Annotated in this window: 24 protein-coding genes; 15 read left to right on the forward strand and 9 right to left on the reverse strand. The window is 64.5% G+C overall.

Features of this window, described 5'->3' with window-relative positions:
- Positions 1-302: 302 nt before the first annotated feature.
- From NZM16_RS04350 to NZM16_RS04375, 6 genes are all read right to left on the reverse strand, one after another.
- Complete coding sequence (locus NZM16_RS04350; RefSeq protein WP_295478843.1) at positions 303-1,538, reverse strand: HlyD family efflux transporter periplasmic adaptor subunit; 1,236 nt, start codon at positions 1,536-1,538, stop codon at positions 303-305.
- A gap of 114 nt (positions 1,539-1,652) precedes the next feature.
- Complete coding sequence (locus NZM16_RS04355) at positions 1,653-2,912, reverse strand: efflux RND transporter periplasmic adaptor subunit (protein ID WP_295478846.1); 1,260 nt, start codon at positions 2,910-2,912, stop codon at positions 1,653-1,655.
- Between the two features lie 102 nt (positions 2,913-3,014).
- Positions 3,015-3,959, reverse strand: coding sequence for an ABC transporter ATP-binding protein (locus tag NZM16_RS04360; RefSeq protein WP_295449180.1), 945 nt, complete (start codon positions 3,957-3,959; stop codon positions 3,015-3,017).
- Positions 3,952-4,881 carry an ABC transporter ATP-binding protein gene (locus NZM16_RS04365; RefSeq protein WP_295449177.1) on the reverse strand — a complete coding sequence of 310 codons (930 nt, stop codon included), beginning with the start codon at positions 4,879-4,881 and terminating at the stop codon, positions 3,952-3,954. The genes NZM16_RS04360 and NZM16_RS04365 overlap by 8 nt, the downstream gene beginning before the upstream one ends.
- 88 nt (positions 4,882-4,969) lie before the next feature.
- Positions 4,970-6,091: an ABC transporter permease gene (locus tag NZM16_RS04370; protein WP_295449175.1), complete on the reverse strand. Its 1,122-nt coding sequence runs from the start codon at positions 6,089-6,091 to the stop codon at positions 4,970-4,972.
- 57 nt (positions 6,092-6,148) lie between these two features.
- Positions 6,149-6,808: a TetR/AcrR family transcriptional regulator gene (locus NZM16_RS04375; RefSeq protein WP_295478850.1), complete on the reverse strand. Its 660-nt coding sequence runs from the start codon at positions 6,806-6,808 to the stop codon at positions 6,149-6,151.
- A 259-nt stretch (positions 6,809-7,067) separates the two neighbouring features.
- Here NZM16_RS04375 and NZM16_RS04380 point away from each other — a divergent pair, with 259 nt between their 5' ends.
- The 4 genes from NZM16_RS04380 to NZM16_RS04395 all read left to right on the forward strand — a co-directional run bounded on the left by NZM16_RS04380 (position 7,068) and on the right by NZM16_RS04395 (position 12,174).
- The gene (locus tag NZM16_RS04380; protein ID WP_295449172.1) at positions 7,068-8,378 is read left to right on the forward strand and encodes an FAD-dependent oxidoreductase; all 1,311 of its coding nucleotides are present in this window, start codon (positions 7,068-7,070) and stop codon (positions 8,376-8,378) included.
- 86 nt (positions 8,379-8,464) lie between these two features.
- On the forward strand, positions 8,465-9,505 hold the full coding sequence (locus NZM16_RS04385; RefSeq protein WP_295449252.1) for a 1-aminocyclopropane-1-carboxylate deaminase/D-cysteine desulfhydrase: 1,041 nt from the start codon (positions 8,465-8,467) through the stop codon (positions 9,503-9,505).
- A gap of 624 nt (positions 9,506-10,129) precedes the next feature.
- Positions 10,130-10,678: a hypothetical protein gene (locus NZM16_RS04390; RefSeq protein ID WP_295449169.1), complete on the forward strand. Its 549-nt coding sequence runs from the start codon at positions 10,130-10,132 to the stop codon at positions 10,676-10,678.
- A 317-nt stretch (positions 10,679-10,995) separates the two neighbouring features.
- A complete protein-coding gene (locus NZM16_RS04395) occupies positions 10,996-12,174 on the forward strand; it encodes a trypsin-like peptidase domain-containing protein (RefSeq protein WP_295449166.1) in 1,179 nt (392 codons plus the stop codon).
- An 81-nt stretch (positions 12,175-12,255) separates the two neighbouring features.
- On the opposite strand, the gene NZM16_RS04400 is transcribed toward NZM16_RS04395, so the two are convergent.
- Positions 12,256-12,576, reverse strand: a complete 321-nt coding sequence (locus NZM16_RS04400) for a DUF4282 domain-containing protein (RefSeq protein WP_295449164.1) — start codon at positions 12,574-12,576, stop codon at positions 12,256-12,258.
- Positions 12,577-12,814: 238 nt separating this feature from the next.
- Between NZM16_RS04400 and NZM16_RS04405 the strand changes: the two genes are divergently transcribed.
- A complete protein-coding gene (locus tag NZM16_RS04405) occupies positions 12,815-13,165 on the forward strand; it encodes a DUF4190 domain-containing protein (RefSeq protein ID WP_295449161.1) in 351 nt (116 codons plus the stop codon).
- 168 nt (positions 13,166-13,333) lie between these two features.
- Here NZM16_RS04405 and NZM16_RS04410 read toward each other — a convergent pair whose 3' ends face one another.
- Positions 13,334-14,641, reverse strand: coding sequence for an MFS transporter (locus NZM16_RS04410; protein ID WP_295449159.1), 1,308 nt, complete (start codon positions 14,639-14,641; stop codon positions 13,334-13,336).
- A 65-nt stretch (positions 14,642-14,706) separates the two neighbouring features.
- The gene (gene galK, locus NZM16_RS04415) at positions 14,707-15,876 is read right to left on the reverse strand and encodes a galactokinase (RefSeq protein ID WP_295449156.1); all 1,170 of its coding nucleotides are present in this window, start codon (positions 15,874-15,876) and stop codon (positions 14,707-14,709) included.
- A 273-nt stretch (positions 15,877-16,149) separates the two neighbouring features.
- On the opposite strand from galK, the gene NZM16_RS04420 reads away from it, so the two are divergent.
- The 10 genes from NZM16_RS04420 (at position 16,150) to NZM16_RS04465 (ending at position 25,875) form a co-directional block, all read left to right on the forward strand.
- Positions 16,150-16,539: a hydrogenase maturation nickel metallochaperone HypA gene (locus NZM16_RS04420; protein WP_295449153.1), complete on the forward strand. Its 390-nt coding sequence runs from the start codon at positions 16,150-16,152 to the stop codon at positions 16,537-16,539.
- Complete coding sequence (gene hypB, locus NZM16_RS04425) at positions 16,499-17,167, forward strand: hydrogenase nickel incorporation protein HypB (protein WP_295478852.1); 669 nt, start codon at positions 16,499-16,501, stop codon at positions 17,165-17,167. Before NZM16_RS04420 ends, hypB begins: the two co-directional genes overlap by 41 nt.
- Positions 17,157-19,541 (forward strand): carbamoyltransferase HypF, encoded by a 2,385-nt coding sequence (gene hypF, locus NZM16_RS04430; protein WP_295478855.1) that lies wholly within the window; start codon positions 17,157-17,159, stop codon positions 19,539-19,541. Before hypB ends, hypF begins: the two co-directional genes overlap by 11 nt.
- 98 nt (positions 19,542-19,639) lie before the next feature.
- Positions 19,640-19,921, forward strand: a complete 282-nt coding sequence (locus NZM16_RS04435; protein WP_295449145.1) for a HypC/HybG/HupF family hydrogenase formation chaperone — start codon at positions 19,640-19,642, stop codon at positions 19,919-19,921.
- Complete coding sequence (gene hypD, locus NZM16_RS04440) at positions 19,918-21,057, forward strand: hydrogenase formation protein HypD (RefSeq protein WP_295449142.1); 1,140 nt, start codon at positions 19,918-19,920, stop codon at positions 21,055-21,057. The genes NZM16_RS04435 and hypD overlap by 4 nt, the downstream gene beginning before the upstream one ends.
- A 62-nt stretch (positions 21,058-21,119) precedes the next feature.
- Positions 21,120-21,974 (forward strand): enoyl-CoA hydratase-related protein, encoded by an 855-nt coding sequence (locus NZM16_RS04445; RefSeq protein WP_295478858.1) that lies wholly within the window; start codon positions 21,120-21,122, stop codon positions 21,972-21,974.
- Positions 21,975-21,979: 5 nt separating this feature from the next.
- Positions 21,980-23,032, forward strand: coding sequence for a hydrogenase expression/formation protein HypE (gene hypE / locus NZM16_RS04450; protein WP_295478861.1), 1,053 nt, complete (start codon positions 21,980-21,982; stop codon positions 23,030-23,032).
- Between the two features lie 389 nt (positions 23,033-23,421).
- Positions 23,422-24,525 (forward strand): 4Fe-4S dicluster domain-containing protein, encoded by a 1,104-nt coding sequence (locus NZM16_RS04455; protein WP_366946177.1) that lies wholly within the window; start codon positions 23,422-23,424, stop codon positions 24,523-24,525.
- Between the two features lie 4 nt (positions 24,526-24,529).
- Positions 24,530-25,009 carry a cyclic nucleotide-binding domain-containing protein gene (locus NZM16_RS04460; RefSeq protein ID WP_295449131.1) on the forward strand — a complete coding sequence of 160 codons (480 nt, stop codon included), beginning with the start codon at positions 24,530-24,532 and terminating at the stop codon, positions 25,007-25,009.
- Complete coding sequence (locus NZM16_RS04465; RefSeq protein ID WP_295478865.1) at positions 25,006-25,875, forward strand: FAD/NAD(P)-binding protein; 870 nt, start codon at positions 25,006-25,008, stop codon at positions 25,873-25,875. Before NZM16_RS04460 ends, NZM16_RS04465 begins: the two co-directional genes overlap by 4 nt.
- Positions 25,876-25,899: the final 24 nt, after the last annotated feature.

The following is a 25,899-nucleotide window of genomic DNA, read 5'->3' on the forward strand; positions in this document are numbered from 1 at the left end:
CCCTTCCACCCCCCCTTCTCCCGCGCCTCCCCATCTGGCCACCCATCACGAGTTCCACCCGCTGGGTCCACCTTCGGCCCCCCCCCGGGGTTTTTGGGGGGGGGGCGCCGCCTGCGGCGGCGCCCCCCAGAGCCCTGGGGGAGGGGCCTAGTTGACTTCCCTCCCAAAGGCGCCTGGACCGGAATTGTCGCCCGAAATTCCACATAGCGTAATATTTAGGATAGCAACCCCGCTGGCCTCGCCAAACTCATCGCCTCCATCGCCCTCCCGGGAAAGGGATCCATCATCGATTCCCCTTCCCTTCAAGGTAAAATTTGCACGTCCGCCGGCATCCCTATCTTGAGACGGCCCTCGGGATTCGGGACTCGCACGGTTACGGCGAAGACCAGCACCTGACGTTCCTCGCGGGTCTGGACGTTCCGCGGGGTGAAAGTGGCCTCGGGCGCGATCCGGGCGATGACTCCTGGGAACTGTTCCCCCGGGAATGCATCGACCTGGACGACCGCGGGTTGTCCCACCCGAAGACGACCCAGAAGGCTCACAGGCACAAAAATGGTAGCCTCCAGGGGATCCACCGCGCTCAGGCTGAGCACCGGTTGCCCGGCTCGAACGGTCTCCCCTTCATGAGCCAGGCGCTCGGAGACCGTCGCGGTAAAGGGAGCCGTCAGGCGGAGTCGTTCCACCTGTAGCCGCAACAGGTCCCGTCGGGCCTCGGCCAGGGCCACGGCCGCCCGCGCCTGATTCCGTTCCCACAGGGTCGGCCCGTTCCGCGCGCGATCCAGACGGGCCTGCGGGGCGCGAAGGGCCGCCTCGGCCGCCTGGATCTGTGCCTCCGCCGCGTGAACCTGCGCCAGCAGGGCTAGGGGGCGCTGGCGCATGGCGATCAGGCCCTCCAGGCGAGCGCGGGCGGCGTCTCGCTCCGCCTCCGCCGCCCGCCACGCAGCCTCCGCGGCGGCCACCTGCCGGTCGGCGATCTCGCGCTGCCCAAACGGCAGGCGGTCCCGATCCGCCCGCGCTTTTTCCAGCTCCGCCCGTGCCCGCTCGACTCCCTGCTCCGCCATCGCCAGCGCAGTTTGCGCCTCCAGGATCTGGCGCTCCAGATCCTGGGGCTCGCGAAGCTGCCGCAACAGCGCCTGATAGCGGCGCTCCGCCGCTTCGACCTCCGCCGCGGCCTGTCGGACCTGGGCGGCCAGCACCGCTTGTTGCTCCGGCGACATCCCAGCCTCCAGCGCGGCCGCTTCCGCCTGGGCCGCGGCCAGGGCCGCCTCCGCCTCCATCAGCTGCTGAGACAGGACCGGGTCCTCCAGCTCGGCCACCCGTTCGCCCGACCTCACTGTCGTTCCCTCCTCCGCCAGCCATCGGACGATCCCGCTCACTTCCGCGGAGAGCTGGACCCTTCGCCCTGTCAACGTGCCGGAAAACATCATGCTTCCCCTGAATCCGCTCGCTGCAGGCCGGGAGAGCCACCATGCGCCGGCCAGGGCTGCGATCCCACCGATCGCAATCACCAAAATACCTGCACGAAGGGGTTTGCGCATTCAGAGGCCTCCATGCGACGGCTGGAAGGATCCTGCGGCATCGTCTTTTGATCGCTGCAGAACAGATTCAGGACACTCAACCGAGGAACGATCCATCCGGGCATCCCAGCCGCGTTATGGCACTTCCACATCGGCCGGCATGCCGGGCTTCAGACGGCCCTCCGGGTTCTCCAGCCGAATGCGAGCCGCAAAGGTCAGATGGACCCGTTCTTCCTGGGTCTGGACCTGGCGAGGGGTGAACGAAGCCTCCTCCGCGATGTGGGTGACCAGACCTTCAAAACGCTCGTCGGGAAATCCTTCCACCATCACCGGAACGTTCATGCCCGGGCGCACCCGACCGAGCGCCGTCTCCGGAATGTAGACGGTCAGCGTGAGGATTCGCAGGTCCATCAGCTGCATCACCCGGGTGCCCGGCGCAACCAGCTCGCCCGGCTCGACGGCCCGCAAGGCCACGATCCCATCCTGCGGCGCTTGTAACGTGTATCGTCCGCGCCGGGCCTTCAGGGCCTCCAGGGCGGCTTCGGCCTGGCGCAGGCGGGCCCGGGCAGCTTCCCGCTGTTCCCGCGTCGCTCCTGCCCGAAGCGCGACCAGTCGAGCCCGGGCCGCTTCGAGGGCCGCCTCCGCCGCCCGATAACGGCCCTCCGCCTCCACAACCTGGATCCTCAACGTCAGTGGATCCTGAACTACCGCATCCAGGTAATCCCGCAGGGCGCGGCTGCCGTCATAGGCCACCCCGGCCCGGTTCACCTCGGCCCAGGCGGCCCAATAAGCGTAAGGTGCATCCCGCACCTCGCCTGGCAGTGGGGGGCGCAGGTTGGGGGGGAGCTGCTCCCAATCCCGAATCGCTGCCTCCGCGCGGTTCTTGAGGATCTCCGCGATCTCCTTCATCGCCACGGCCTGCTCCAGTCGGGCCTGAGCCGCGCGAGCCTGGGCGGCGGCCACCGCCCGCTGGATCTGCAGCTCCTGAGGCTCTCGCCACATCACCAGCGCATCCTGCCAGGCTTGATAGGTGCCATCCCGCAGCGCCTGGGCCTGATCCACCAGCGCCATCGCTTCCCGCACATCCTCGTCCCGAGGGCCAGCCTCCAGGGCCTCCAGGGCGGCCCGAGCCTGGGCCACCTGGGCCTCCGCCATCCGGATCTGGGCTTCCAGGAAGGCCGGATCCAGCTCCATCAGAGGCTGGCCCGCCTGGACAGCCTCGCCTTCCTCCACCCACACCTGAAGCACGCGACCGCCTTCCACAGCGATGACATCGATCGTCTGGGCCTCCAGATAGCCGGAAGCCCGCAAAGGCCGCTCGATCCCAGGCTGACATGCGATGGCGAATGCGAGGAGGCTGAACAAAAACGCACGCAATTTCCCCCTGATCCTCATTCACCATTCCTCCATTCTGAAGTGCGGATCTCAGACGCGGCAGGGTTGATGTTTTCTCTCTGATCTCCGAAGCGTATGGCCAGCGCGATCTGCGGGATCATCTCAACCGGCCGGGTCAAAGCGCTCCCGCTCGATCACCCACAGAAAGATGTCCTCCAGGGATGGGGCCACGGGTTCCACGGAGATGGACTCCAGGCCCGCGGTTTCCAAGCGCCTCCGGATTTCTTCTAGGGAAACCTCAGGCGCGCGAAGGTAGACATGGATGCGAGCCCCATGGAGCGTCACATACGGAAAGATCGACCATCCCCGTAGCAGAGCCAGCGCGCGATCCAGCGGCGTCGCCGCGATCTCCAGCACACGCCCCATATCGGCCATCGCCTTCAATTCGGTAGGTGCCCCCTGCAGAATCAGGCGGCCGTTATGGATGAGGGCCAAGCGAGAACACTGTTCCGCCTCATCCATGTAATGGGTGGTGACAAACACCGTGATCCCCTGTTCCGCCAGCCGATACAGTAAGGACCAGATCTCCCGCCGCGCTAACGGATCCATCCCGGCCGTCGGCTCATCCAGAAACACGATCTCCGGCTCGTGAAGCAAAGCGACCGCCAGGGCCACCCGCTGCCGCCATCCCCCCGCCAGATGTCGAACCAGGCGCCGCTCCTGTCCGGTCAAGCCCAGGAGCTCCAGCAACGCCGGGATGCGATCCGCCAGCCGGGGGAAAGACAGCCCATACGCCGCTCCATAAAACCGCAGCGTCTCCTCCACCGAAAGATCCGGATACAGGCTGAAGCGCTGGCTCACATAGCCAATTCGCGGACGGATCCGCGCGGTCTCTCGCGTCGCATCGTGCCCCAGCACCCAGGCGCGACCCTCGGTCGGCTCCAGAAGCCCCAGCAGCATCCGGATGGTTGTCGTCTTCCCCGCCCCATTCGGGCCCAGAAACCCGAAGATCTCCCCCCGGCGAACCTCAAAGGAAACATGATCCACCGCCGTGAACGTCCCGAAACGGCGGGTCAGCCCCTCGGCGCGAATCACCGCCTCATCCATCGGCCGTCTCCTGATGCATCAGGTGGGCGAAAACCTCCTCCAGGCGCGGCGCGGCCCACCGCGCCTCTTGAACGATGGCGCCGGGGATCCCTCGCGCCGCTTCTTCCACGTCCTCCGGGGAAAGGCTTCCCTCCCGCACCACCAGCCGGATCCGATCGCCCAGGATCACCGCTTCCAGAACCCCGGGATGATCCCTCAGCGCGGCGTGGACCCCCATGATCGGCTGGGCGATGATCTCGATCACCGGATGGCCCAGCGAGGCGCGAAGTCGATCCGGGGCATCGATCGCCAGCATGCGCCCGCGATGCATCAGCGCCACCCGCGTGCAACGCTCCGCCTCGTCCAGATAGGGCGTGGTCACCAGGATGGTCACTCCCTGAAGATGAAACTCACTGAGCAGATCCCATAGCTCCCGCCGTGACACTGGATCCACACCCGTCGTAGGCTCATCCAGCAACAGCAGGCGAGGCCGATGGATCATCGCCCCGATCAGGGCCAGTTTCTTCTGCATCCCCCCCGAAAGTTGGACCGCGCGGCGGTCCAGGAATCGCTCGAGGCGGGCAAAATGAAGCAGGCGCTCCATCCAGGCGGGATCGGATGCTCCATACATTGTGGAAAAGAAAAGCAGGTTCTCCCGCACCGTGAGGTCTCCATACAGGCTGAAGTTCTGAGGCATATATCCGAGCAGCGGGCGAACTCGTTCCAGCTCCCGGAGCAGATCCCGGTCGAAAAGCCGCAGGGAGCCCGCGTCGGGGCGTATCACCCCCGCGAGGATCCGCAACAGGGTCGTCTTCCCGGCGCCGTCCGGACCGATGATCCCGAAGATTTCGCCCTCATCCACCATGAAAGACAGATCCATCAGAGCCCGGACAGGACCGAAGCGCTTTTCCAGATGTTCAACCCGCACAATCGCCCGGTTCATTCCACCCCCTGCAGCCATGTTTGAGAAAAGGCTCTGGGTGGGGCTCCTTAGCCATTAAGTGAACAGGGGTGAACGCAATGACCTCACCCTACTCCAGACGCTTCCGGAAGCGACGGGCTGCAAGGCCCATCACAGCGAACCCGAAGAGCGTCAGCGCCAGCGCTTCATCCCACAGGGGTTCAATCCCCACCCCTTTCACGATGATTGCGCGCAGGATGATCAGCATGTATCGTAGCGGGATCAAGTAGCTCACCCATTGGAGCACCGTGGGCATTGCCTGAATGGGATAGAGGAGACCTGAAAGGAAAATCGCCGGTAAAAGGAGAAAATAAGTCAGCAACATTGCCTCCCGCTGGGTGGAGGCGACTGTTGAAATCAGCAGGCCGAAGCCCAGAGAGGAGATCAAGAAGAGACTGGACAGAGCAAACAGCAACCCCATATCGCCACGGATCGGCATGCGAAACCAGATGGCTCCCAAAGCCAGCACAATCCCGAAGTCCACGAAGGCAATCACGACATAAGGGGCCACCTTGCCGATCACCAGCTCCATAGGGCGGATAGGGGTGACGATCAGCTGTTCCATCGTCCCCTGCTCTCGCTCCCGCACAATCGCTTGAGCCGTGAGCAGCATCGTGAGGAATTGAAGGATCGCACCGATCAGCCCCGGGATCATGTAGTTCGCGCTGCGCAGCTCCGGGTTATACCAGACGCGCGGACGCGGATCCAGCCCAGGCATCTGCTGGGGATCCAGGTGGAGGGTTTGACGCAGGATCTCCGTGGAGTGATGCTGCGCGATCGAAAGCGCAGCCGCGTAAGCATTGTTGGCGACCGTGGGATCGCTGCCATCGATCACCAGCCCTACTACCGCCCGGCGCCCTGCGATGACATCCGATCCATATCCTCTTGGGATCAGCAGCGCCGCCTGGGCTGTCCCCGCATCCAGCAGGCGGGCGAGATCCTCCTGCCGCTCCACATACCCGATGATCCGGAACGCATCCACAGCGCGGTAGGCATCGATCAGCTCCTGGCTCTGGGCGGTTCGGTCCCAATCCAGGATCACCATCGGCACACGCTTGACATCGGTAGTGGCCGCGTAGCCCAGGAGGAACAGCTGAACCACAGGGATCAGAAACATCACCGCCAGCGTCCGGGGATCCCGCAGGATGTGCAGCACTTCCTTGTAGCTCACCGCGCCGATCCGGCGAAGCATAGAGCCCTTCCTCCAAAGCCGAGACCTGAGCACAGAAGGACGATGCAGCCCAGCACCTCAGAGCCGCTCCTCGCCGCTCGCCCGGGCCAGAATCCCGTGCAGATATATCTCCAGCGCCTCCGCCAGCAATCGGTCTATTGATACCGGAGCACGGATCCGGAACAGACAGACCAGAAAGATCTGGGATAAAAGCAGGCCCATCCACAACTGCGCCATCACCCATACGTTCCCACGCCGGAGATGACCGGCAGCCTGCTGATCGGCCAGATACGCTGTTACCGCCTGCAGGCCAGGGCGGATCGCGCGGGCAACGAAAATCCGTCGAACCCGTTTATCCCGCATCGCTTCCGCTAGCAACAACTGGATCGCCGTCAGAACCTTCGGATCCCGAGCCATCGCTGTTGCCAGCTCGACCGTCCTTGCCAGGAACTCACCGGGCGTGGTATCCCGCATGGCCCGTGCTATCTGCCGAAGGGGAAGGATAAACGACTTGGTCTCCACCACTGCTCGAAACAGATCCTCTTTGCTGTGGAAGTACCAGTAGATGAGGCCTGGGGAGATCCCCGCCTCCTGGGCGATCTCCCGGTTTGTAGTCCCCCGGAAGCCCCGCCGCGCAAACACCCGAAAGGCTGCCTCGACGATGTGCCGGCGGGTTTCCTCGCGCTGCTGCTCCCTGAAATTCGACTTCTTTTCCCTCTTCCTCCGCCCCATCTTCATTTGAGCCACCTCGGCGAATTCATGAAATTGACCGATCAGTCAATCAATTATCATCAATAGATCTTCGACGTCAAGATCCATTGGAAAAGCTGTGTCCGGCCCGAGATTGTCCATCCTCTATCTCACAGCAAATTGAGGTATCATAACAGAGCAGCCAGGTAGCACTATGGAGTGTCAAGGCCTTCGAGAGGGATGAACCAAAATCCATGTTTATTTTGCGCTATCCAGAGGACAATCCCCAGAGCTACGCGAGGATATCATGGCGCTGCATTCGCTGGAAGCGGAAGTCATCGTTGTGGGCACAGGACCCGGCGGAGCCACTGTGGCGCGGGAGCTGGCGCGCGCCGGGCACCGGGTGTTGCTGCTGGAGCGCGGCCGCCCGGAACGCCATCGCCCCCTCTATGGGACCCATCTGGGCGCCCTACGTTACACCGAGCGCGGGGGGCTCTTCTTCACCCCCGAGGGAATCCAGGTGGTGGTCCCCTCCATGGTCGGCGGGGCGACCGGGATGTTCGCCGGATGCGCGGCGCCGCCGCCTCCGTGGCTTCGGGAGAAATACGGGATCGATCTCCGCAACGAGGTCGCTGAAACCATAGAGGAGCTGGGGATCGCGCCCCTGCCGCCGGAGCAGCGCGGCGCAGCCTCCACCCGCTTAGCCGAAGCCGCCCGCGCCCTGGGTTACGCCGTTTATCCTCAGCCGAAGTTCATCCGCCCGGAGCGATCCCCCCGGTTCCGCTGCGGAGCACACTGCCTGCTGGGGTGCCGCTGTGGAGCGAAGTGGAGCGCCGCGGAATTCGTGGAAGAAGCCGTGCAGGCCGGCGCGCTCCTCTTCACCCAGGCCCATGTGGAGCAGGTGCGGATTGAGGATGGCCGCGCGGCGGGCGTGATCGGTCGCCTCGCCGGCCGCCCCTTTGTCGCCCGGGCGGAACGCGTAGTGCTGGCGGCGGGTGGGCTGGGCACACCTCGCATCCTCCAGGCCTCCGGGTTGCGAGGAGCGGGCGAGCGGATGGCGATGGATCTCACGGTGATCGTTTACGGTATCGCAGGGGAAGCGGGAAACGCCCAGGATCCTCCCATGACCTGGTCGTGGGAAGATCCGGAGCTGGGAGTGATGTTCAGCACGCTGGTGGATCCCTGGCTGCTCTACCCTGTGATCGCCGGGATGCGGGATCTGCGCTATGTGCTTTCCTGGCCGCGCTGGAGGCATCTGCTCGGGGTGATGATCAAGCTGAAGGACAACCTCTCCGGGCGCCTCCTCCCGGATGGAAAGCTCTCCAAGCCGCTTCTCCCGGAGGACCGCGATCGTTTGCAGGAAGCGGAGCGCGTTGCGCGACGCATCCTCCGCGAGGCGGGAGCAAAGCCCGATTCGATTTTCTCCTCCCCACTGCGGGGAACTCACCCCAGCGCCACCGTCCGCATCGGAGAACTGGTTGGCACCGATCTGCAGACCGAGATCCCAGGCCTGTATGTCTGCGATGCCAGCGTGTTCCCGGAAGCCCTGGGACGGCCCACGGTGCTGACGATCATCGCCCTGGGCAAACGCCTGGCCCGCCAGATGTTAAGGGTTTAGCTTTCCCGGGACTGCGCCGTCGGCCTCTGTCCGGAAGAGACTTCGGGGCCCAGTCCCAAAACCCACAGGACAAAGAGGTGCGCGCGATGGATGCCGAAGCGCTCGCCCGACGTCTGGAGGCGATCCCTCGCGTTCCGCTGGTGAACGAGCCCACCCCGCTGGAATACCTCCCCCGCTTCAGCGCAGCGATCGGTCGGCCGATTTACCTGAAGCGGGATGATCACATCGGCCCGGCCATGGGCGGGAACAAAGCGCGCAAGCTGGAGTATCTGCTGGCCGACGCCCTCCGCTGGGGCCACCATCGGGTGGTCACTTATGGAGGGCTTCAATCCAACCACGCACGGATCACCGCCGCCGCCGCCCGACGCCTCGGCCTGGAACCCCATCTGTTCTACTTCGCCCCTCGTCCCTCGCGTCTGACAGGGAACCTTCTGGTAAACGATCTCCTGGGAGCCCACATGCACTTTCTTCCCTTTGGAGGCGGCACCCGGCCTCGTTCCCTGGCCTGGACCGATTTCCTGGTCCACCTTCTGGCCTGGGTGCGGGTCGGCCGGCATTATTTCATTCCCGTCGGCGGACGTTCGGTCCTGGGCGGGCTAGGCTACGTGCGGGCGGCTCTGGAGCTACATCGACAGGCACAGGCGGAGGGCCTGGAAAACGCATGGGTCGTGATGGCGGTCGGAACCGGCGGGATGCTGGCGGGATTATGGGCGGGGTTTACTTTACTGCGATCGCCGCTGCGCTTGCTCGGCATCGACATCGGGGCGCTATGGAAAAATTTCCCCACCACCGTCGCCCGTCTGGCGGAACGGATCTGTGCCCGCTTAGGAGAGCCCCATCGATTCTCCGCCACGGAGGTCCCCCTGATCGAGCGGACCTACGCCGGCCCCAGCTATGGCGTGCCTTCCCCGGAGGGGAATGAGACATTGCGACGGCTGGCTCGAATGGAAGGAATCCTCCTGGATCCGATTTACACCGCCAAGGCCTTCGCTGGAATGCTGAAACAGATCGAAAAGGGACAGCTGGGCAAGGGGGAGCCGGTGATCTTCCTCCACAGTGGGGGATTGCCGGCGCTGTTTGCTTTTGAGGAACAGGCGCAGGATTCCGCGCTGGGAGAACCGGGTTGATCGTCCCTGGCTGAGCCTGCCCGGCGCCTCCTCCGCATTTCCTCAACCGCAACCGGTCAGCCTGCCAGTGCTTTGTCCAGTTATCCACTGATGGTTTGAGGAACCGAAGCCTGTTCGGAAGGCCATGGTCCCTCCTCCCTTTCTCTCCTCTCCCCACGGCCTAGAGGGCCGTGGGGAGGGGAGAGCAAAACATCTTTCGGGGGCGGTGCGAGGGCCAAAGGCCCCCCGCACCGCCCCCGAAAACCCCCAAATGCAAAGATGGACAAAGCCCCAGTCTCTCCTTCGATGGATCCCCGCTTTTCGCCCTCGCTCCTACCCCCGATGAAACCGGACTCCGGACAAACCTGCAATAAACGGAAGTCGCGGAGAAGGGGGAGAGGACCGGTCGGAACAGAGAACTCGTCGAACGGGCTCCACCGTAACCCCCTTCCCCGGGCAGGCCACGGGCTTTTTTGGCCGGAGCCCGAGCGCCCCGCGCTGCCCGGCTATCCTTCGAGCCGCATGTTATGAAGTCTTAATGCTCGCACAACTGACCGATAACGGCCCTCCGATATGCTGACCTATGGATGGAAGCGGGGGAAGCCGTGACTTCCCCCACCACAACCTGAAGCGGAGGTGCGTGCGATGCGTCGATGGTGGCTGTTTGTTCCCCTTCTCCTTCTGGCCCTGCTGGCCGGCGCGTTCGGCCTAGGCGCCCTGGGTCGGGCCCAGGCGGCCACCGCCGTGCCCTTTGGTAGTTTTCTGGGCCACCGCGGGTGGGGGTTCGGCCGAGGGCTCTGTGGCCAGGCCGGACTGGAGGCGGCCGCGAAGGCCCTCAATATGACCCCCGAGGAGCTCTCCACCCAGCTGTGGGGCGGCCGCACGCTGGCGGAACTCGCGGACAAGGCCGGCGTGGACCTTCAGAAGGTCCGCGACGCGGTGAACCAGGCCTGCGTCCAGGCGATCAAGAACGCCATCGAGCAGGCCGTTCAGGCGGGTCAGCTGACCCGTGAGCAGGCGGACTGGCTGCTTCAGGGGCTGGACCGCGGCTACTGGGGCCCAGGGAGCGGCTGGTGGGGCTTCCGGGGCTTCTGGGGCCGCGGATGGGGGGCTCCGAAGGCGCCGGCCACACCCACCCCCGGCGGCACGAGCTTCCCACGCCCGCGGTTCCTCGTTCCCGGTCGCTCGGCCTGACTCTCCCAGCAGCCTGATCCATGAAGATCGGGCAATCAAACCGTTGCCTGATCGAGCAAGGACCCCGCGACAGGGCCTTTAGGGGTGCAGGAGACGTTTATGGACAGGATGCGGGCCGCCTTTGGCGGCCCGCATCCAATGAAACAGGGAGGTGGAATCCATCGGCTGGGGGAGATAGGGCCACTTTTGCAGTCCTACCTATCCCAAAGCCCTTGGAGGAGGAAATCGGTTTTCGGGCGGTAGGGCTGATGCCCTTCAGCCCTCCATCCTACCCCTTACCTTATCGAAGAGGGACGAGATTGCCAACGGAGGACGGGATGAATGCCTTACGATGGATTCGAAGGATGGGCCTGGGGGTTCTGCTCCTGCTCGCCGCCTGCCAGGCGGTCCGAACGCCTCCCTCCTCGCAGCCCGCGGCGACGCCTCCCCGCGAAGGCCAGTCATCGGCTCCGGTCGCCGGCCTCGCAACGCCGATCCAGGTTGCCGCCCAGGAGGCCGGCAGCCCGGTGGAAGCGCTGGAGCAACACCTCGAGGCCATCTATCAGCAGGTGAACCCTTCCGTGGTGCATATCCGCGTCCGTAGCGGTCGAGGCGTATTCCAGCAGGAGAGCACCGGATCGGGGTTCGTTTACGATTCCCAGGGTCATATTGTCACCAATTATCACGTGGTGGAGGGGGCCAGCGCGATCGTCGTCACCTTTGCGGATGGGACGGAAAGCACCGCTCAAGTCGTAGGTGTGGATCCGGATAGCGATCTCGCGGTCATCCGGGTGGATGCGCCCACCGCTCCGTTGCGTCCGATCGCGTTAGGGGATTCCGGGAGCGTGCGGCCGGGGCAGCTGGCGATCGCCATCGGCAACCCCTTCGGGCTGGAGGGGACTATGACCTTGGGGATCGTCAGCGCCGTGGGGCGGGTGATCCGGCCAGGCGCCCGGCCGTTCAGCATCCCCAACATGATCCAGACGGACGCGCCGATCAACCCGGGGAACTCCGGCGGCCCGCTACTGGACAGCGAGGGGCGGGTGATCGGAGTGAACACGATGATCTTCTCTCAAAGCGGAACCTCCTCCGGGGTCGGATTCGCCGTTCCCGTCAACACGGTGAAGCGGGTGGTGCCGGAACTGATCGCGCGGGGCCGTTATGATCACCCATGGCTGGGGATCTCCGGGTTCTCGGTGACGCCACTGGCAGCGAAAGAGCTGGGGTTGCCCGCTGAACGCGGCGCTCTGATCCTCGAGGTAGACCCGCGGGGTCCTGCCGCTCAGGCCGGCCTGCGCGGCGGCACGCAACCAGCCAACTACGAAGGAGAGACGATCGCTCTGGGCGGCGATCTCATCGTGGCGATCGACGGTCAACCGGTTCGCAGTATGGAGGATCTCATCGCTTACCTGGAGGAGAAACGAAAACCAGGGGATGAGGTGGTGCTGGCGATCCTGCGCGACGGAAAAACCCAGGAGGTCCGGGTGCGTCTGGCCTCTCGCCCCTCGGGGGCATAAGGTCAAGGACTTGATCCCCGACGCATGGACGGCGCGCCTTAAGCGCCGTCCATGCGTTCTTCTTTATGCCACTGGGAGCGCCTAACCCCCGGTTTGACGCTGACGCTCCAGCAACTCACGGATGTCCGTCAGGGTCTCGCTGATCCGAAAGGCCACCATCAGAAGCTCCGCGTAGATTCTCGAGGCCAGGACTCCCAGAACGACCACTAAGGGGCTCACGCAGATCGCCGCGAGAACTGCGCCTGCGCCCTCGCGACCTCCAGCGATCCCTGCCCCGCTGATCCCGCTGACCAGCACGGCGCAACCGCTCAGCAGGCTGAGGGCCACGCCGATCCAGAAAAGCACCTGAATGATGTAGGGGGTGATCATCCGGCGGAAGGTGAGGAAATCGCTCCAGTTCATGGCTGCCCTCCTGTCAGACGATGTTCACCGGACACAGTATACAATCGACGCATCCATCGGTTCCAAATGGCAAAATATAGGAGTTCATATAGGGGTTACGGGTAGGCCTGTGGATGAACTCAACGGTTGAGGGGCGCCATCGGAAAGTTAAATCCGATATAATTAGCTATGTGGCATGACCTCCAACGACCGTCTGATAGACTCAGAACGGGGAACACGAACTTAGGAGGTGTTTCAGATGACAGAAGCGCCCTCTCCCACCCCGACCGCGAGAACCAATGGCAAGGCGATCGCCAGCTTGGTGCTGAGCCTTCTGGGCCTGGTGGGGGTCCTCCCAATCATCGGTCCGATCATCGGGATCATCCTGGGCAATCAGGCGAAAGCAGAGATCGCTCAAAGCGGCGGCGCTTTCACCGGAGAAGGGCTGGCCCAGGCAGGGGTCATCCTGGGATGGGTGGCTCTTGGGCTGAGCGCGCTGGGGGTGATTTGCGCGGTGCTGGCCTTCGGAGGCGTTCTGGGATTAGGGGTCTGTTCCGCCCTTCAGCAGTCCTCCCAGCTCTTCCCTCAGGCCTTCGTCGCCTGGAGATAAGGCGCCCGACTCTTCAAACCGACGCGGAGGGCTTTGATCCGCGGCTCCTGAGACGGATCGACAGGCTGCGTCCTTGGCTGGGAAGGCCGCCTTCGGGGGCCTTCCCAGCCCCCAACCCTTCTCTCGATCTTCCCCCTCCCCCATCCCATCGAAGGGCGAACCGATTCGCTACCCCAATCGGCGGATTTCCGGGTAATGCTGATGCACCCAGAGCATATAGCCCAGGCTGGCCACAGCGCCTAAAGCGACCGTGGCAGGCGCGCCCAGCCAGCCGGCCATCAGGCCAGCCTGCAACCCACCCAGGCGCATCATCGCCTGAAACGAAAGCGTATAAACCCCCATCACCCGTCCCCGCACCGAATCCTCCACATGCGTCTGAATCAGCGTGTTGGCCAGCGCGTTCTGCCATACGAAAGCGATCCCAGTGAGCACCAGAAAGATCAGGGCGATAAAAAAGGATCGGGAGAGGGAGAACCCCAGCAACGCCACCGGAAAGCCCAGATTCCCCCACGTCAGCATGCGTCCCCGCTGGCCCGCATCCCCATATGCCGCCGCCAGCAACGCCCCGGCGACCGCGCCCACCCCCACGGCTCCCATCATCAGCCCATAGGCAACGGCCTCCGGCTGAACGCACGAGAGAAGGGCTCCTCCCAAGGGGTTCTCCACAGTTGCCCGGCAAAGGGCCTCCACCACTGGCACTGCGCTGTCCCAGAGGGAAGTGCGAGCGAAAACCGGGAGAAGCGTGGTGTAGGGCATGGACAAAAAGGCGGAAACGCCCACCATGCCCACCAGGCCCTGTAGGATGGCATCCGATCGGATCCGCGCCAGCCCGGCCAGGGGATCCGCGGAAAGGTTAGACAAGCGCCGTCGTGCGGTCGATGAAGGCAGCCGCATGATCAGCAGGCCGGCGATCACCGCAAGGAACGAGAGGCCGTTCAGGAAGAAGGCCATCGCCTCCCCCAGCGTGGCCACCACCAGCCCGGCCAGGGAGGGACCAAGGATCCGGGCGAAATTGAAGAGGGAGGAGTTCAGGGCGATGGCGTTCCCCAGATCCTCCTCGCCGACCATCTCCACCACGAAGGCTTGGCGCGCGGGCATATCCAGCATCTGCAGGGCCGCCAGGAGCATGGCCATCCCCCAGACATGCCAGACCTGGACACGGCCGCTCCAGGTCAGCCAGGCCAGGAGGAAGGCCTGGCCCATCATGAGCGATTGCGTGATCACCACCAGCCAGCGCCGGGGGAAGCGATCGGCCAGGCTCCCGCCGAAGAGGGCCAGGGGCAAAAGCGGCAGAACCGAGAGGCCGTTCATGATGCCCAGGCTGGCCGGCGACCCGCTGAGCCGATAGACCAGCCAGTTCTGGGCGATGGTTTGCATCCAGGTCCCGCTGAGGGAGATCAGCTGGCCGAAGAAATACAACCGGTAATTCCAGTGACGAAGCGCCCGGAACGGGGAACGCGCGCGATGATTGGACATTGCCGGCATCCATCCCCATCGGTGGATCCGGAGGTGTGTTGAGGCCACCTTCGGCGGCCCCATCATCAGATCGCATGGAGATGCACGGTGGCGCCCTCGTCCGGCGCCACTGCGAACAGAGCCGGCCGTCGGCCGAAGCGAGCCTCATAGAGACGGGCCATGGCCTCGCTGGCCGCCTGAACCGCTTCCCGTTGAACCACCGCGAGAATGCTGCCTCCGAAGCCAGCCCCTGTCAGCCGGGCTCCATATACGCCGGGAACCGAACGGGCTGCCTCCACTAAGGTGTCCAGCTCCGGGGCGCTGACCTCATAATCCAGCCGCAAGCTCTCGTGAGAGGCGTTCAGCCCTTCCCCAAAGGCCAGGAGATCCCTGCGTTCCAGCGCGGCCACCGCCGCCAGGACCCGGTCGTTCTCCGTCACCACATGCCGGGCCCGCCGGTAGATCAGCTCCGGAAGCTCCGCCCGGGCCTCTTCCAACTGCGCTGGGGATACATCTCGCAACGCGCGAATTCCGGGGTATCGCCGCTGAAGCCGTCGCACGGCCTCTTCGCACTGGGCCCGGCGCTCATTGTATCCGGAGGCCGCCAGCTCCCGGCGCACCCCGCTGTCGGCCACCAAGACCACTACCTCTTCCGGGATGGCGATGAGGCGGGTTTCCAGGGAGCGGCAATCGATGAGCAGGGCATGGCCGCGTCGGCCGAACAGGGCCGCCATCTGGTCCATGATCCCACATCGCACCCCTACAAACTCGTTCTCCGCCCGCTGACACAGACGCGCCAGCTCCAGGCGAGGCATTTCGCGGCCGCTGAGGGTGAGCCAGGCCACCGCGAAGGCCACCTCCAGCGCGGCGGAAGAGCTCAAGCCACTGGCGATCGGCACATCCCCTGAGATCACGGCGTCCAGCCCCGGGAGATGAACACCGGATCGCTCTAAGGCCCATGCCACCCCCGCCGGATAAGCCGCCCATCCCCGCAAGCTCCCCGGCCGCAGCCCATCCAGCGAGAAGCCGGCCTCCTCCCCGAAATCCGCTGCGATCAGATACGCCTGCCGATCCGGACGCGGACGAGCCGCCACCCAGACCGCCCGGTCGATGGCGATCGGAAGGACGAAGCCATCGTTGTAATCCGTATGCTCTCCGATCAGATTCACCCGGCCGGGGGCCCGGGCCCGTAGGGATGGTGGTTCACCGAACCGTTCTCGAAACACGTGGATCGCCCGCGCCTCAGCATGGATCATCCCAGGATCCTCAAAGAACGGAGTTCAATCACCACGATTCTATGTCAATAGGAGTCACGCAGCTCCTCACCCCCAAATGTTTGGATCCCCCTCCCCACGGCCCGAAGGGTCGTGGGGAGGGGGATAAGGAGGGGCATCCCGCTTCGCTTAGCCGGCTTCCCACTGCGTAATTCCTATAGTGAAACGGGAATCTCAGAATGGCAAGATATCCGGCTGAAGCCGGCCTTCCCTCTGAAAACCCTGCGCTATACTTAAGCAGAGGGGGACATCCATATGCACGAGCTGGCGATCACCCAGGGGATCCTCTCCGTGGTCCTGGAGGCGGCCGAGGCCGCAAGGGCGCGACGGGTGCTCGCGATCGATCTCATTGTGGGCGCCCTCACGGGTTACGTGGATGATTCCATCCGCTTCTATTTCGATTTGCTCAGCCAAGGGACACCCGCCGAGGGCGCCATCCTGAGGATCCGACGGGAGCCTGGACAGGGACATTGCCAGACGTGCGGAGCCACGTTCCGGGTGGAACCTCCGCTGTGCCCGACCTGTCCTTTCTGCGACAGCCCCCAGATCCAGATCACCGGTGGAGCCCGCTGTTTCGTTGAGCGCATCGAGGTGGACGATGAGGATGAGCATACCGGTAGTGAAGGCGATCCTCCAGGCGAATGAGGCGGTGGCCTCGGAAAACCGAGCCGCCTTTGATGCCGCTGACCTCCTTGCGGTCAACCTGATGTCCTCCCCCGGCGCAGGCAAAACCAGCCTGATCCTCGCCACTATAGAGCGCCTGCCCGCTTCCCTTCGGGCCGGGGTCATTGAGGGAGACATCGCCTCGACGCTGGATGCGGAGCGGATCGCCGCCCACGGGATCCCCGTGGTGCAGATCAACACAGGCGGCGCATGCCATCTGGATGCCCCTATGATCCGCTCCGCGCTTCCCCATTTACCCCTGGAAACGCTCGATGTGCTATTCATCGAAAATGTGGGGAACCTGGTCTGCCCGGCGGAGTTCGACCTGGGCGCCCATCTGAACATCGTGATCGCCAGCGTCCCGGAAGGCCACGACAAGCCCTATAAATACCCCGGGATGTTCCAGAAGGCCGATGGAATCGTGCTGAACAAGGCAGATCTGATGGATGTGCTGGAGTTCGATTTGGAAGCTTTCCAACACGGTGTGGAGATCCTCCGGCCGGATGTTCCGCTTTTCATCGTCTCCTGTCGAACCGGCCACGGCTTGGAGGCCTGGACCGAATGGCTATTCGAGCAGCACCGGCTGCGACGGAAGCGCTATGAGCGATGAGATCCGACGGCTTCGTGTGGAGATCCAAGGCGCGGTGCAGGGGGTGGGATTCCGGCCCTACATTTATCGGCTGGCCGCCGAACTCGGCCTCGCCGGATGGGTTCTGAACGACTCCCGTGGCGTCTTCATCGAGGTGGAAGGGCCTGTATCCCGGCTGGAACGCTTCCTGGAACGCCTCCCCCGCGAAATCCCCCCTCGAGCCCGAATCTATTCTCTTCAGGCGGGCTGGCTGGACCCCGTCGGCTACCCTCGCTTTGAAATCCGCCACAGCGAGAGCGAGGGCGAGAAAACCGCCCTGGTCCTCCCGGACATCGCCACCTGCGCTCGATGCCTGGTCGAGATCCTGGATCCCAAAGATCGCCGGTATCGCTATCCGTTTACGAATTGCACGGATTGTGGCCCCCGATTCACCATCCTGGAGGCCCTCCCTTACGACCGGCCCAACACCACGATGCGTCGCTTCCGGATGTGCCCGACATGCCAGGCCGAATACGAAAACCCCCTGGACCGACGGTTCCACGCCCAGCCCAACGCATGTCCGGAATGCGGTCCCACCCTGGCGTTCTACGCCCGCGTGTCCGCCCTCGAGGAGAGGGGGGAAGATCATCCGGATTTCCCTCAGAGCATAGGGGAGTTCGGACGAGTGGCGATGGGAGAGGCAGCGCTGCGGGAGGCTGCCCGGGCCCTGCGCGCAGGCCAGATCGTGGCCGTGAAGGGGTTGGGCGGCTTCCACCTGATGGTGGACGCGCGGAACGAAGCGGCCATCGCCCGGCTGCGGGCTCGCAAGCCCCGCCGGGATAAGCCCTTCGCCCTGATGGCGAAGGATCTCGCCCAGGTCCGCACCCTGTGCGAGCTTGCGCCGGAAGCAGAAGCCCTGCTCGCAGGGCCGGAGGCGCCCATTGTGCTCCTCCCCCGCCGGGCCGACGCGCCGGTCGCGCCGAACGTGGCGCCGGATAACCCTTATCTGGGCGTGATGCTGCCCTACACGCCGCTTCACCATCTGCTGTTGCGGGAGCTGGATTTTCCGGTTGTGGCCACCAGCGGGAACCTCACCGATGAGCCGATCTGCACCGATGAGCGGGAAGCCTTCCAGCGGCTGGCCCGTGTGGCGGACGCCTTTCTGATCCACAACCGGCCGATCGCCCGCCATGTGGATGATAGCGTGATGATCGTAATGGACGGAGAGCCCCGCCTGTTGCGACGAGCCCGGGGCTTCGCGCCTTTGCCGATCTTGGTGAATCGTCCTCTCCCTCCCATTCTGGCCGTGGGAGGCCATCTGAAAAACACCATCGCCCTCAGCGTCGGACGACAGATCTTCCTCAGCCAGCACATCGGGGATCTGGATACGGCGGAGGCGCTGGGGGCTTTCGAGCGCGTGATCTTTGATTTCCTGCGCCTGTATGAGGCGGAGCCCGTGGCCATCGCCCACGACATGCATCCGGATTACATTTCCACCATCTGGGCGCAACGGGCGGCGGCCGGCGATCTTCCCCAACCCCTGAGCTCGCGAGCACCCCTGCCGTTGATTCCGGTCCAGCATCACCACGCGCACCTGGTCGCGTGCCTGGCAGAGCATAACGTGGAAGGGCCTGCCCTGGGGATCACCTGGGACGGCACCGGCTATGGCCTGGATGGAACAATCTGGGGCGGCGAGTTCCTGGTGGGAGACGCTTACGGATTCCATCGGGTGGCGTCCCTCCGACCATTCCGCCTGCCCGGGGGGGATGCGGCCATCCACGCACCGTGCCGCGTGGCGTTCGCGCTGTTATGGGAGCTCGCTGGCGACATGGTGATTGAATGGGAAGACCTGGCTCCTGTGCGGGCCCTGCGGCCCATCGAACGCCAGGTGCTGGCCCGGATGATCGCGCGAGGGGTGAACGCGCCGCTCACCTCCAGCATGGGACGGTTATTCGATGCGGTCGCGGCGCTCCTGGATCTCCGGCAGGAGATCACGTTTGAAGGCCAGGCGGCCATGGCCCTGGAGTTCGCCGCGGATCCCTCGGAGACGCGCGCTTATCCGTTTCCGTTCTGCGAAAATCCGTCGGGGGAGCCAGCCCAAGTTCTGGACTGGCGTCCTCTGCTGGAGGCGATCCTGAAGGATCTCCGACGCGGGGTCGAGCGGGAGAGGATCGCAGCCCGGTTTCACAATGCCCTGATTGAGGGTATGATCACGATAGCCCGGGAGATCGGGGAAGGCCGGGTTGCCCTGAGCGGGGGCTGTTTCCAGAACCGCCTGCTGACGGAGCGGGCCGCCCGGCGCATAAGGGAGGGAGGGTTCACCGTCCTGATCCACCGCCAAGTTCCCCCCAACGACGGGGGGATCAGCCTGGGCCAGATCCGGATCGCCGCTGCCTATCTGGAGCGTTTTCCCTGAGACCAGGAGTGAGGACGGAAAATTTTCGCGAGCAGGGGGGAGGCCATCGCCTTCTGGGCTGGCCTCGGAAAGCAGACCGTTCGATCAGGAGGCCAAATATGTGCCTTGGGGTTCCCGGGAAGGTGGTGGAAGTGAACGACATGACCGCCCTGGTGGACTTCTGGGGGGTCCGCAAGCCGGTGATGCTCCATACCGTCGACGAACCGGTGGCCCCGGGGGATTACGTGCTGGTCCACGTGGGCTTCGCCATCCGGCGCATTCCCCCCGAAGAGGTCGAGGAAACCCTGGCCTTCTATGAAGCGCTTCTGCGGGCGGCGGAGGAGGATTTGATGGCCGCCGAGGTGCAGAGCGAGATCCGCACGCCGGAGGAGAGCCCATGAATCGATTGCGCTCCCCCAAACCCTCGGAACGCCTCGAGTTCCGGGACCCCGAGCGGGTGCAGGCTTTTCGGCGCGCCCTGGAGCGGCTTTGCGCGGATCACCAGGAGCCGATCTCCGTGATGCACGTCTGCGGCACCCACGAGCAGAGCATCGCCCGGTTCGGGCTCCGGAGCCTCCTCCCGCCGAACCTCCACGTCATCATGGGGCCGGGATGCCCGGTGTGCGTGACCGATATGCCCGAAGTGGACGAGGCGGTTTACCTGGCCGAACAGGGCATGATCATCGCGACCTTCGGGGATATGTTCCGGGTCCCGGGGACCCTCAAATCGCTGGCGGAGGCCAAGGCGGAAGGAGCCGACGTGCGGGTGATCTACAGCCCCTGGGAGGCCCTCCAGATCGCCCGGGAGACCGATCGGGAGGTGGTTTTCTTTGCTACCGGCTTTGAGACCACCGCGGTGGCGACCGCCGCGGTGATCCTCTCCGGCCCGCCGAAAAATTTCTCTGTGCTTTCCGCCCACAAATATATCCCCCCCGTAATGGAGATCGTGGCCGAGATGCCCCAAACCCGGGTCCAGGGCTTCCTGGCCGCCGGCCACGCCGCCACCATCACCGGATGGAAGATCTTCGAGCGCTTCGTCGAGCGCCACGGCATCCCGGTGGTGGTCGCGGGCTTCGAGCCGCTGGACATCCTGGGCGCGCTGGTCCAGCTGGTGGAGCTGATCCGGCGGGGGGAGAAGCGCGTGGTGAACGCCTATCCGCGATGCGTCACGCCGGAAGGCAACCGCAACGCCCAGCGGCTGTTGTGGGAGGTCTTCGAAACCGAAAGCGGGGTCTGGCGCGGCATCGCCTACGTCCCCAACGGGAATCTACGGCTGCGCCGCAAATACGCCTGGGTGGACGCACGGGTTCGCTTTGAGATCCGCCTGTCGGAGTGGCTGCGCGACGCGCCGCCCCGCCTCACCCAGGAGTGCATCTGCGGCAACATCATGGCCGGCATCGCCACGCCCTACGATTGCCGGCTCTTCGGCAAAGAATGCACGCCGGAAACCCCAGTGGGCGCCTGCATGGTCAGCAGCGAAGGCGCCTGCCGGATCTGGTATGAATACGGAGGGCATATCACCGGACCGAACATGTAGGGGCGAAAAGTTTTTCGCCCCCACCCATTCGGACCCAATCCGCCAGGCCCGGAGAGCGTCCGATGGAACCTGTGGTCCTTGAGCTCTATCACATTCGAATGCAACGGAAAGGCGCGGTTGGGATCATCCAGCTGGACCGGCCGGAGCGTTTCAACGCACTGGATGTGGCGATGGCCCGGGATCTCCGGAAGGCGGCCCTTCAGCTCGCCCGGGATCCAGAGATCCGATGCGTGATCCTCGCCGGAACCGACCGGGTCTTCTGCAGCGGGGCGGATCTGAAATACATCCGGGAGCGGGAGCACCCGGAAGACTTCTCGTATTTGCAACCGGAGGCGCGTGAGATCGAGGGGGGGTATGGGCGCAGTTTCAAGGAGATCCTAGAATACCTTCACAGCACGATCTCTGAGATCCGCCGCGCGCCCAAGCCGTTCATCGCAGCGGTCAAAGGGGTGGCCGCCGCAGGCGGCCTCGGCCTGGCTATGGCATGCGATCTGGTCTTTGCCTCCGATCGCGCCAGCTTCGAGTGGGCCTACTCCAAGACCAGCCTCACCGGGGCAGAGAGCACCACTTTCCTCCTCCCCCGCCTCATCGGCCTGCGGCGGACCATGGAGATGGTCTTTCTGAATCCGCGCCTCGACGCTCAGCAGGCCCTGGAGTGGGGCCTCATCAACGGGATCTTCCCCTTTGAGACCTTCGATCAGGAAGTCGAGGCGGTCGCCCATCGCCTGGCTCGGGGGCCTACTCGGGCATGGGCCATCACCAAGGCCCTCATCAACGAAGCCCTGGGGATCGATCGCCTGGATGTCCACATGGCGAAGGAGCTACGCCACCTGGTGGAGATCGCGGAGACACCGGATTTCGCGGAGGGCCTGGCCGCCTTCTTTGAAAAGCGAGAACCCGACTTCCGAGGAGCGTGAACCTTATGGCGACAATGGAGAGCCTGGGGTCCTGCCCAATCCCGTCCCTCTCTTATCGCACCGTGTTGCTGGGGCATGGAAGCGGGGGGCGGCTGATGCACGAGTTGATTGAGAAAGTGTTCCGTCCGCTCCTCCTGCCGCCCGAAACCCGGGTGCTGAACGACGCGGCCGTCCTCAACGTGGACGGATTGCGGCTGGCCTTCACCACGGACGCCTTCGTGGTAGATCCCATCGTGTTCCCGGGCGGGGACATCGGCCGGCTGGCGGTGAACGGGACCATCAATGACCTGGCCGTCAGCGGAGCTCACCCGCTGTTCCTGAGCGCCGCCTTCATCCTGGAAGAAGGGCTGCCGATGGACACCCTGTGCCAGATCGTGGATTCCATGCGCCAGGCGGCGGCAGAGGCCGGAGTTCCCATCGTCACCGGGGACACCAAAGTAGTGAACCGGGGTAAGGCGGACAAGGTGTTCATCACTACGACCGGGATCGGAATCGTGGAATACGAAGGCACGCTGTCTGCCGATCAGGCGCGGCCCGGAGATCTGGTGCTGCTCAACGGGCCGATCGCCGCCCATGGGATCACCGTGATGCTGGCCCGCGAGCAGATCGAGTTCGAACAGCCGGTTCGTTCGGATACGGCGCCGCTGCACACGCTGGTCGCTGCGATGCTGCGGGCCAGCTCCCGGATCCGCTGCATGCGCGATGCCACCCGGGGCGGCCTGGCCAGCGCCCTCAACGAAATCGCAATGAATTCCCGGGTGGGCATTCATCTCGATGAAGACCGGATTCCCATCCAGGATGAGGTGAAAGGCGCCTGCGAGATCCTGGGCCTGGACCCCCTCCACGTGGCCAACGAGGGGAAGCTGGTGGCCATCGTCGCCCGCGAAGACGCGGAGCGGGTCCTGGAGGCTATGCGGGCTCATCCCCTGGGGCGGGAGGCCGCCATCATTGGGGAAGTAGTGGAAGATCCCCGCCACCTGGTCCTGCTCCGCACCCGGATCGGCGGGTTCCGGGTGGTCAGCATGCTGGCCGGCGAACAGTTGCCCCGTATCTGCTGATCGTGAAATATATCACAAAACCGGATGAGCAAACTCAGCAGCCCACTCCGCGCGCTACGAATATAATGATGACAAAAATAACCTGAATTATCCCGGAGCTCCCCCGAAGGGCTTTTCAGGTGCTCGGTTATAATCCGAATGATCCCGGCTGGGGATTCGGGACTTGTCCCTCCGCTCTAATCTTCTCTTCCACGCCGCGAGGCAGCGCTGGAAGGAGGGTAAGAAAAGCGGCCCCAAACCCCAAGTTTGCAACCGAGCATTTCTCAGATCATCCTGCTGGACAGCGCTCGAACACCCTGGCATCCAGCGGGGAAGCGCTGTGGGTCTATGAGGAGGCGGCTGTGGCGAGCCTGGAATCTGCGATTCCGACCCCTGGCCAGGCCTGGCGGATGGAAAAGGCGCGGCTCCAGGAGCTGCTCGATGCCTTGAACCGCCAAGGCTACACCGTCATCGGCCCTCGCATCCGGGAGGGCGCCATCGTCTACGATGAACTCCAGCGCCTCACCGATCTCCCCATCGGATGGACGGATGAGCAGGAAAAAGGATATTACCGGCTGAAGCGCCGCGAGGATGAAGCCTACTTCGGCTTCGCCGTCGGCCCCCATTCCTGGAAGCAGTTTCTTCATCCTCCGGTCTTCCTCCTGGGTCGGGCCCGTCGGAACGGCCAGGGGTTCGAGTGGATCCCCCCAACGGATCCGCCACCCCGGTATGCCTTCCTCGGGGTCCGGGCCTGCGAGCTGCACGCCATCGCGATCCTGGACCGGGTCTTTATGGGCGGTCCCTATGTGGATCCCGTCTACCGGGCCCGCCGCGAGGCGGTTTTCCTCATTGCCGTCCAGTGCACCGTTGCGGGGGGAACCTGCTTCTGCGCCTCGATGGGAACAGGACCGAAGGCCCCACCCGGCGCGGACCTGGTCCTCACGGAACTCCCGGACGCCTTTGTGGTGGAAATCGGCACCGAACGGGGGGCCGCGGTGATGGCGGGGATCCCCTGCGCGCCCGCCACCGAAGCGGATCGGGCCGCCGTCGAAGCCCGCCTGGAGGAGACCGCCCGCGCGATGGGCCGACGGCTGGATACCACAGACCTCCCCGCCCTGCTCTACCGCAACCTAGAACACCCCCGCTGGGAAGAAGTTGCCCAACGCTGCCTGACCTGCGGGAATTGCACGATGGTCTGCCCAACCTGCTTCTGCTTCACCGTGGAGGATGCGAGCGACCTGTCCGGAACCCAGGCGGAACGGGTGCGTCGCTGGGATTCCTGCTTTACCACTGCCTTTACTTACACCGCAGGACATCCGATCCGCCAGAGCGCGAAGGCCCGCTATCGTCAGTGGCTGACCCACAAACTGGCTTCGTGGTGGGATCAGTTCGGAACCTCCGGTTGCGTGGGTTGTGGGCGCTGCATCACGTGGTGCCCGGTAGGTATCGATCTGACCGAGGAAGTTCATGCAATCCGACAGACGGATGGCACCATAGCGGGCGAGAGGAGGTAAGCCGATGTCGAAAGCCGAGATACTGGAAGCGCTTCGTCAGCATCCCTTCACCCACCATATGGATGAGGCCTGGAAAGAGAGCCTGGCGGAGATGGCCCGGTTGCAGACCTACGCTCCGGATACGCTGCTCTTGCGGGAAGGCCGGGCTGCGGACGCCTTTTTCCTGATCATCGATGGCATCGTGGCGATTGAGATGTTCATCCCCCAGCGTGGCCCCGTGCGCCTGCAAACCGTGAGCGCAGGGGAGATTGTGGGCTGGTCATGGGCCCTTCCCCCCTACCGATGGGAATTCGACGCTCGGGCCCTGGTGGAGACCCGGGCGGTGGTTCTGGACGCCGCCGCGTTGCGAGCCCGCATGAGTCAGGATTGCGCTCTCGCGGCCTGGATCCTGAGCCGGCTGCTCAGCGTGGTCGCCGGACGGCTCAAGGCCACCCGGTTGCAGCTGCTGGATATTTATGCCTTGCCGGAAGGGAGGTTGGCATGATCGCGGCCACCGGCCCCGAAGCGCCTGTCGCCGTAGAACAGGACCTTTTCACTCCCCTTCCCTTCCAGGTCACAGCGGTCCGACGGGAGACGGCGGACACGTTCACCCTGCGCCTCCGCCCTCCGGATGGAAGGCCTTTCTCCTTCCGACCCGGCCAGTTCAACATGCTGTATGTCTTCGGGGTAGGCGAGGTGGCCATCTCCATCAGCGGCGTCCACCCCCGAACCCATGACCTCGAACACACCGTGCGGGCTGTCGGCTACGTCACCCGCGCGCTGGTCCGCCTGCACCGGGGGGATATGGTGGGCGTGCGGGGACCTTATGGGCGCGGGTGGCCCGTGGAGGAGGCCCGTGGCCGTGACGTCCTGATCATCGCTGGAGGGATCGGCCTCGCCCCGTTGCGGCCAGCCCTGCGGCACCTGATGGTCCACCGCTCGAATTATGAGCGGATCGTCCTCCTGTATGGGGCGCGAACCCCGAGGGATCTCCTCTACCGGCTGGAGCTGGAGCGCTGGCGCGGTCGCTTCGATCTCCATACTTTTGTGACGGTGGATCGCGGGGATGAGGCATGGCGCGGTCATATCGGCGTGGTCACGACCCTGCTTCCGCTGGCGGAGCGACTGCTGGATCTGCGACACGCTTTCGTCATGATGTGCGGCCCGGAGATCATGATGCGCGTGGCCGCCCGGGAGCTCGAAAATCGAGGGGTCCCGCCGGATCAGGTGTTCGTCTCCCTGGAACGCAATATGAAGTGCGGGGTGGCTATGTGCGGGCATTGCCAGCTCGGCCCGCTGTTCATCTGCCAGGATGGGCCGGTGTTCCCCCTCTCGCAGGTATACACCTTCATGGAGACGCGGGAGTTCTGAAGCTTTTAATCGGAGGCATCGCGA

It is taken from the genome of Thermoflexus sp., assembly GCF_025055495.1.
Classification (GTDB): Bacteria; Chloroflexota; Anaerolineae; order Thermoflexales; family Thermoflexaceae; genus Thermoflexus.

Bases quoted from the DNA above. Each gene is read 5' to 3' on its own strand.
- NZM16_RS04350 (WP_295478843.1), bottom strand. From the start codon at position 1,538: ATGCGCAAACCCCTTCGTGCAGGTATTTTGGTGATTGCGATCGGTGGG.
- NZM16_RS04355 (WP_295478846.1), bottom strand. From the start codon at position 2,912: ATGAGGATCAGGGGGAAATTGCGTGCGTTTTTGTTCAGCCTCCTCGCA.
- NZM16_RS04360 (WP_295449180.1), bottom strand. From the start codon at position 3,959: ATGGATGAGGCGGTGATTCGCGCCGAGGGGCTGACCCGCCGTTTCGGG.
- NZM16_RS04365 (WP_295449177.1), bottom strand. From the start codon at position 4,881: ATGAACCGGGCGATTGTGCGGGTTGAACATCTGGAAAAGCGCTTCGGT.
- NZM16_RS04370 (WP_295449175.1), bottom strand. From the start codon at position 6,091: ATGCTTCGCCGGATCGGCGCGGTGAGCTACAAGGAAGTGCTGCACATC.
- NZM16_RS04375 (WP_295478850.1), bottom strand. From the start codon at position 6,808: ATGAAGATGGGGCGGAGGAAGAGGGAAAAGAAGTCGAATTTCAGGGAG.
- NZM16_RS04380 (WP_295449172.1), top strand. From the start codon at position 7,068: ATGGCGCTGCATTCGCTGGAAGCGGAAGTCATCGTTGTGGGCACAGGA.
- NZM16_RS04385 (WP_295449252.1), top strand. From the start codon at position 8,465: ATGGATGCCGAAGCGCTCGCCCGACGTCTGGAGGCGATCCCTCGCGTT.
- NZM16_RS04390 (WP_295449169.1), top strand. From the start codon at position 10,130: ATGCGTCGATGGTGGCTGTTTGTTCCCCTTCTCCTTCTGGCCCTGCTG.
- NZM16_RS04395 (WP_295449166.1), top strand. From the start codon at position 10,996: ATGAATGCCTTACGATGGATTCGAAGGATGGGCCTGGGGGTTCTGCTC.
- NZM16_RS04400 (WP_295449164.1), bottom strand. From the start codon at position 12,576: ATGAACTGGAGCGATTTCCTCACCTTCCGCCGGATGATCACCCCCTAC.
- NZM16_RS04405 (WP_295449161.1), top strand. From the start codon at position 12,815: ATGACAGAAGCGCCCTCTCCCACCCCGACCGCGAGAACCAATGGCAAG.
- NZM16_RS04410 (WP_295449159.1), bottom strand. From the start codon at position 14,641: ATGTCCAATCATCGCGCGCGTTCCCCGTTCCGGGCGCTTCGTCACTGG.
- galK (WP_295449156.1), bottom strand. From the start codon at position 15,876: ATGATCCATGCTGAGGCGCGGGCGATCCACGTGTTTCGAGAACGGTTC.
- NZM16_RS04420 (WP_295449153.1), top strand. From the start codon at position 16,150: ATGCACGAGCTGGCGATCACCCAGGGGATCCTCTCCGTGGTCCTGGAG.
- hypB (WP_295478852.1), top strand. From the start codon at position 16,499: ATGAGCATACCGGTAGTGAAGGCGATCCTCCAGGCGAATGAGGCGGTG.
- hypF (WP_295478855.1), top strand. From the start codon at position 17,157: ATGAGCGATGAGATCCGACGGCTTCGTGTGGAGATCCAAGGCGCGGTG.
- NZM16_RS04435 (WP_295449145.1), top strand. From the start codon at position 19,640: ATGTGCCTTGGGGTTCCCGGGAAGGTGGTGGAAGTGAACGACATGACC.
- hypD (WP_295449142.1), top strand. From the start codon at position 19,918: ATGAATCGATTGCGCTCCCCCAAACCCTCGGAACGCCTCGAGTTCCGG.
- NZM16_RS04445 (WP_295478858.1), top strand. From the start codon at position 21,120: ATGGAACCTGTGGTCCTTGAGCTCTATCACATTCGAATGCAACGGAAA.
- hypE (WP_295478861.1), top strand. From the start codon at position 21,980: ATGGCGACAATGGAGAGCCTGGGGTCCTGCCCAATCCCGTCCCTCTCT.
- NZM16_RS04455 (WP_366946177.1), top strand. From the start codon at position 23,422: ATGGAAAAGGCGCGGCTCCAGGAGCTGCTCGATGCCTTGAACCGCCAA.
- NZM16_RS04460 (WP_295449131.1), top strand. From the start codon at position 24,530: ATGTCGAAAGCCGAGATACTGGAAGCGCTTCGTCAGCATCCCTTCACC.
- NZM16_RS04465 (WP_295478865.1), top strand. From the start codon at position 25,006: ATGATCGCGGCCACCGGCCCCGAAGCGCCTGTCGCCGTAGAACAGGAC.